The sequence below is a fragment of the Pontibacterium sp. genome (genome assembly GCF_964228735.1).
Taxonomy (GTDB): Bacteria; Pseudomonadota; Gammaproteobacteria; order Pseudomonadales; family Balneatricaceae; genus Pontibacterium.
On the sequence record NZ_CAXRBQ010000152.1, the window covers coordinates 1 to 4,498 of the forward strand.

Genomic DNA, 4,498 nt, shown 5'->3' on the forward strand with positions numbered 1-4,498 from the left:
ACCACGACCACGACCACGACCACGACCACGACCACGACCACGACCACGACCACGACCACGACCACGACCACGACCACGACCACGACCACGACCACGACCACGACCACGACCATCAGCATGGTCATGCAGCGGCAGAAAGCAACACCCCAGAGGTCGGAAAGCCGGTGCGCAAACTGGGCGAAGGCAGTGGTATGGTCAGCTGTGGCTGGGTGTTTCATCGCGACGAAAGCTTCGATTTCGACGCCCTCACCGCTTACCTGAACAGCATTGAAGGCATTCAGCGAATCAAAGGCGCGTTTCGTATCGGTTATGCCTGGGTGTTCTTCAACCGTGTTCTGGACGAACACAGCGTGAGCAAGCTGGCATATCGCCGCGATTCCCGTCTGGAAATCCTCAGTACACAGCACCTCGACTGGGATACCATCGAGCAGCAACTGCTCGCCCACCGCCTCTTGGACGATGACGCCTGAGAGTGCGACAATTGGTCACGTTTTTCCAACGCAGCGGTCCGCTAGAATAGGTACCGCTGCGGTTCCCGTTTTCTAATTCTGGAAGCATCTGTGTCCAACCGACTGATTCAATACGCATTCATCTGCCTACTGGCCCTTGGTCTGGGTATTGCCGTTGTCTGGCTGCCCGAGCAGTTGAAACCGCAAACACCCGAAAACCAGCTACTCTTAACCGAAAGCGGATGCAGCGTTAAAGAATCCACCTGCAGTGCCACATTGGATAATCAGTCGATCTCAGTGGCGGTAAATCCGCAGGCGATTCGCAGCACTATCCCGCTGACCTTCACCATCCAGCTGGACGGTATCGATGCAGACGCGGTTAACCTGAGCCTGGAAGGCGTGGATATGTTTATGGGGCTGAATCAGACCCAGCTGTCACCGGTACAGGACAAACCTGGATTCTGGCGTGGCGTAACCGAAATTGCGATTTGCACCACCGGTGAGATGATGTGGCGCGCCCGGGTTATCGCACAGCAGGATCAACAACAACTCGAAGCCCATTTTGATTTCAGTGCTAAATGATGAAAACTAACGGACTTAACACCCTACGCACACTACTGATCATGACTGCCTTTCTGCTGGTTGGTATGGCAGTGGCTTTCTACTTCCGCCCGCAACCGGTTGATGAGCGCATCGCGTTGGGTGAGTCACTGGGCGGTGAGTTCAATCTGCAAACCAGTGAAGGCCCGTTGAAGCTGTCTGATCTGGCAGGCAACGCGGTGGTGCTTTACCTGGGTTACACCAACTGCCCGGACGTGTGCCCAACGGGACTGGCAGTGCTGTCGCAGGGGATTCATGGACTCAGCCCGGAAGAGCAGGCACAGGTACGCGGCGTTTTTATGAGTGTTGATCCGGCCCGTGATTCACTCGATACGCTCAAGCAATACGCGGCCTTTTTCCATCCGAACATTTTTGGCGCAACTGCTGATCGCGCCGAAATCGATCGGGTGGTAAAACGTTACGGTGGATTCTACCGTATTGGTGAAGATACCGGCTCGGCCGCTGGTTATGCGGTGGATCACTCCTCTCGTCTCTACCTGATCAACAAGCAGGGTAAGTTGGTCTCCACGCTCATGCACAGCAGCACACCGGCTGATGTGACTGCGGGACTGCGCGAAATCCTCAATAACGGCTGAGCTCTTCAGCACATGCTACAGCCACGTAATCGGGTATCGAAGTGGCTGTATACCTCTAGACAGCTCTCTTTTTCTGGGAAAACGCCCAGATGCTGCACTTTGTAGCGATCAATAAAATCCACACTATACAGCCCTACAGCCTCCTCTAATCGCGATACCCGATAGGACTTGTGCCCAACACGGTACACCCCCTCATAGGGCTGATACCAGCTATCCGATACGAAATGAGGCTGCGCTAAAGGTGTGATCAGCGCGGGGATCTTGAGTGGGTTTCCGCGATGCAGCTCAACAAACCACAGCGCCTGAGCGCGGGTATCAAATACGCCCAGTACATAAGCTCTCTGCGGATTTAACTGCCATGCATAGAGGTAGCAGGAGGTGTTCCCTTCCTCCTGCCGTGTATAGAGGTAATAGTGAAATTCAGCTTCATCCCAATGCTCCAGGCATCCATTGTCATGCGGATAGCGAGTGTATGGGACGAAATGATCGAGCATCAGCGCCCTTCGAGGCTGAACTGAGCCGGTTGCAGCGGTGGCTGCTTAAACTCCACCAGCATCGCTTCAACCAGCTGGCGGTGGCGGTCGGGCAGACCGTTTTCCAGCAGGTGGTGAACGCGGTCATGCACGTTTTGGCGGAATGAATCGCTGGCACCAATGCCGCCGCTGAGATTATCGGCAGAGAAGTTAAACTTCAGGCCACAGGCCTGCGCCATGATCCATTCAAGCGCCTGGGGCGCCACTTCCACCTTCTCGAACAACGCCTGCTCATCGGCGGTACGGCCATCGGGTTTGTACCAGTAACCGAAGTCTTCCAGCTTACGGCGCTCTTTTCCAGCAACACACCAATGAGCGATCTCGTGCAGCGCACTGGCAAAGAAACCGTGGGCAAAGATGACCCGGTGGTGGGGATTGTTCTCATCCGCAGGCAGGTAGATTGGTTCGTCATCCCCTTTCACCAGCACGGTGTTGAGGGTGTCACGAAAGAGAGAGTTGAACAGGTTAATCAGTTGAGTACAGCTTGGTTCGCTCATTGTTCCAGTAATTGCCAGCTATTCTGTTTCAGCCACCATACCTGTCCGGTCTGGCGATCAAGGCGGGCGGCCACAAACCCTTTTACATCCTTATCGGCGCGCTCCAGTTTCACTTCGTAAATAGAGCCGTCCAGTGCACCACCGTCATCCAGCGCCATCCAGATACCACCATCCGCCAGCCAGCTCTCGCCGGTATAACGGTCATAGCGGATCAGTATCCACGGCCCGGATGCGGTATAACAGGAGGTAAACCGGTAGCTGCCATCCTGCATCTGCAGGCTGATTTCGTTGGCGGTCTGTGCCATCTGGTCGAGCAGGAGTGCAAACTCTTCGCTGGACGGTTGCCCTGCCGCACCGTTTCCGTTCACTCCGGCCTGCTGCACGGGTCCACGTCGCAACTCCTGTGACAGGGTCGCCAACTGAACCTGCAGACTCTGCAGCTGTTCCAACTGACGTGCACTTTGCGAGCGCACATTCAGCAGCTGCTCCTGCACCGCAGTAAGGCGGTTGGTCATCTGCTCCACCGCAGACTTCACCTCGTCAGCCTGCTCGGCAGTGGGCTGAGGGGCCGACTGCGTCTGAGCGACCTCTTCGGCGGGTTGCGGCTGTACATTGGCCGCATTACACCCAAACAAAAAAGTGGAAAGTAAGATCGGTAATGTATGCTTTAACTTCACGCCTGCCTCCGCGGGATGAGTGACCGGCGCTTATTGTAAACAAAAAAGGAGGCTGTATGAGCCCCCTTTTTAATATCCAACACCGATAGATCAGACCTTCGGATATGCCGCGATCCCCGGGTTACCCGCCACACTCTTCAACACTGGGGTGTTGAGCTTGTCGATACGGGCCACTTTCTTATCACGCAGATGATCGGCCACCACATCCCAGATATCCGGACCTTCAGAACGCGCACCTACAGTTGCCCAACCGGCCACCTTGTACTCTTTGTTCATGTCGATCTTCTCACCGTTATCCAGCGTCATTTCGCTGATACGGGAGCCCACCGGCTTAGCCGGATCACAGATGTAGTCGAAACCGCCCACACGCACCATATCACCGCCAGACTGCAGGTACGGTTCAGGGTTGAAGATGTTGTCCGCCACATCTTCCAGGATCAGTTTCAGCTCGGAACCTTTCATCGGACGGACATAGGTTTCCGGATAGGTCAGACAGGTCTGATCAAGCACATGCTCCATGGTCACCATCTGGCCTTTCAGCACCGAGGTCCCCCAACGGAAGCCCGGTGACAGAGAAACCTGTGCATCAAGTTGCTCACGCAACGCGTTACAGATCACCTGGTCAAAGGTGCCGTTGAAGTTACCACGACGGAACATCACTTCATCCGCCACCGCCAGCTCTTCATTCAGCCAGTCGCTGTATGGCGCGCGAATATCCGCGATCAGCTTGGTCATCGCCGGATCAGCCGCCAGCAGCTCGGAGAAGACCGGCATCAGGCGGTACTTGAAGCCATGGACCTTACCACCGCGCACATCCAGATCCATCACACCCACAAACTTACCGTTGGAACCCACATTACACACCAGGGTCTGGCCAGCGTTGTTCTTCACGATGGTTGGCTGTGGCATGCCATCGTGGGTGTGACCACCCAAAATCACGTCGATACCACTCACGCGGGATGCCATCGCCAGATCCACGTCCATACCGTTGTGGGAGATCACCACTACGGCATCCGGCTTCTCCTCTTCACGGATCTGGTCCACCAGCTCCTGCAACTCGCGGTCGAAGATGTCGAAGGTCCAGTCCGGGATAAAGCGGGATGGGTTGGCAATCTTGGTACGCGGGAACGCCTGCCCCACAATCGC

At 55.6% G+C, this 4,498-nt stretch carries 7 protein-coding genes; 3 read left to right on the top strand and 4 right to left on the bottom strand.

Going from position 1 to position 4,498, the window contains the following annotated elements:
- The 3 genes from ACEQ15_RS16780 to ACEQ15_RS16790 form a co-directional block, all read left to right on the top strand.
- Window positions 1-470, top strand: a 470-nt coding sequence (locus ACEQ15_RS16780; RefSeq protein ID WP_370280393.1) for a GTP-binding protein, incomplete at its 5' end; no start/stop codon positions are given.
- A 90-nt stretch (window positions 471-560) separates the two neighbouring features.
- Window positions 561-1,031: a hypothetical protein gene (locus ACEQ15_RS16785; RefSeq protein WP_370280394.1), complete on the top strand. Its 471-nt coding sequence runs from the start codon at window positions 561-563 to the stop codon at window positions 1,029-1,031.
- Entirely contained in the window at window positions 1,031-1,645 is a 615-nt protein-coding gene (locus ACEQ15_RS16790; protein ID WP_370280395.1) for an SCO family protein, read from the top strand. Before ACEQ15_RS16785 ends, ACEQ15_RS16790 begins: the two co-directional genes overlap by 1 nt.
- A gap of 5 nt (window positions 1,646-1,650) precedes the next feature.
- Here the strand turns inward: ACEQ15_RS16790 and ACEQ15_RS16795 are convergent, their stop codons facing one another.
- The 4 genes from ACEQ15_RS16795 to ACEQ15_RS16810 all read right to left on the bottom strand — a co-directional run.
- Window positions 1,651-2,139, bottom strand: coding sequence for a hypothetical protein (locus ACEQ15_RS16795; RefSeq protein WP_370280396.1), 489 nt, complete (start codon window positions 2,137-2,139; stop codon window positions 1,651-1,653).
- The gene (locus ACEQ15_RS16800; protein ID WP_370280397.1) at window positions 2,139-2,675 is read right to left on the bottom strand and encodes an elongation factor P hydroxylase; all 537 of its coding nucleotides are present in this window, start codon (window positions 2,673-2,675) and stop codon (window positions 2,139-2,141) included. The genes ACEQ15_RS16795 and ACEQ15_RS16800 overlap by 1 nt, the downstream gene beginning before the upstream one ends.
- The gene (locus ACEQ15_RS16805) at window positions 2,672-3,352 is read right to left on the bottom strand and encodes a hypothetical protein (RefSeq protein WP_370280398.1); all 681 of its coding nucleotides are present in this window, start codon (window positions 3,350-3,352) and stop codon (window positions 2,672-2,674) included. The genes ACEQ15_RS16800 and ACEQ15_RS16805 overlap by 4 nt, the downstream gene beginning before the upstream one ends.
- 90 nt (window positions 3,353-3,442) lie before the next feature.
- Window positions 3,443-4,498: 5'-nucleotidase C-terminal domain-containing protein (locus ACEQ15_RS16810; RefSeq protein WP_370280399.1), on the bottom strand; the 1,056-nt coding region annotated here is incomplete at its 5' end.